Here is a 1,354-nt window from a genome sequence, read left to right as displayed (position 1 = left end):
TTGCTTTGCTATGCTCACTTTCATCCGCTGCGAGTGGTTCACTTTATCCGTTCTATCCAATAAACAAACGGCTGGTGTACTTTCAACTTTAATAAATTCTTTGCGAAAAATTGCTACTCCAAATTTCTTTTGGGTCTTTAGTTCCAATGATTTTAATTTGAATATCAACCATGATTCGAATCGAAAAATTGTCTCTATTCTGAATGATCCAAGCAAAGAAGAAAGTGTAACTCCCTTAGTGGCATCTACTTTGCATACTATTACCAAACAGATGATGCAGAGGGACTTAAAGCAATCCTTTCTTTTGATTGATGAAGCACCTACTATAAAATTACTCAATATGGCTCGTATCCCAGCAACCATGAGGAGTTACAATATTGCAACCATATATTGTGCGCAAGATGTTACGCAGGGTTACAATCAATATGGAGGAGTGAATCAATTTAAAGAGATTTTATCCAATTTATCTATTCAGATTTTTGGAAAAGCTAATGATCCCGAAACTGCAAAATTTTATGAGCAATATACCGAGTTAATCGAAGTGGATGCTCGAAGTATTTCAAAAGATCAAGAAGGAATATTCGGAACTCAGAAAGGAGTTAATCTTAGTAAGAAGGAAGTTCGAAAGATCCGACAGAATGATTTTATGAAATTAAAAGAAGGTGAATTTGTTGTCATTTCAAATGGTGAAAGTCAACAAATGCGATTTTCTTATCCAGATATACAGACTAAGGGAATTCCTAAAAAGAATGTAACTGTTGAAGAAATCGAATACAATTATGATACAATCATAAGAGAAGCAAAAAACATTTTATCCTAAAAGCATTGTCAAAAATGACAATGCTTTTGTTTTATATTATTAATTAAATATGAAAATTAACAGAATTAAAATTATTTCATTTTTTTTATCATTAAATACTTATGCTCAAGTTGATACTTTAAGAATTAATGATAATAAGTTTATCAGATTGGAGTTTGATAGCGATATTAAACTGTTCCAAGTATCGAATCCCAATCAATATTTTATTGAGAATAAAGGAACTTTCCTTTTCATCCAAGCCCTTGAAAAGGATCTTAAACAGAGTAATCTTTTTGTACAAACCACAGAAGAGAAATCCTATGATTTCATTTTGGAGACAAGTTCAGAAATCTCAAAACTACATTACAATTACAGTAATGGAACATCAAGTAAAAGTTCGAGCCTATCTACTGCACCTGCAGATTTACAACAAAATCCTTTAGCAGATAAAAAAGGATATATAAAGTCACGTAATTTCTCTACTAAAGCTAACATGGATAGAACGGATAAAGTGAACCACTCGCAGCGGATGAAAGTGAGCATAGCAAAGCAAGT

The 1,354-nt window shown here is 32.2% G+C and carries 1 protein-coding gene and 1 pseudogene; both read left to right on the top strand.

Annotated elements, in window-relative coordinates; genetic code table 11:
• Positions 1-820: type IV secretory system conjugative DNA transfer family protein (locus EG240_RS16340; RefSeq protein ID WP_148096371.1), on the top strand; the 820-nt coding region annotated here is incomplete at its 5' end.
• Positions 821-869: 49 nt separating this feature from the next.
• A pseudogene (locus EG240_RS16335) lies at positions 870-1,354 on the top strand (hypothetical protein); the annotation flags it as partial.

Source organism: Paenimyroides tangerinum (assembly GCF_003865405.1).
GTDB classification, from domain to species: domain Bacteria; phylum Bacteroidota; class Bacteroidia; order Flavobacteriales; family Flavobacteriaceae; genus Flavobacterium; species Flavobacterium tangerinum.
Note: the sequence above shows the minus strand (reverse complement) of the source record. Positions and strands in the feature narration are given on the sequence as shown.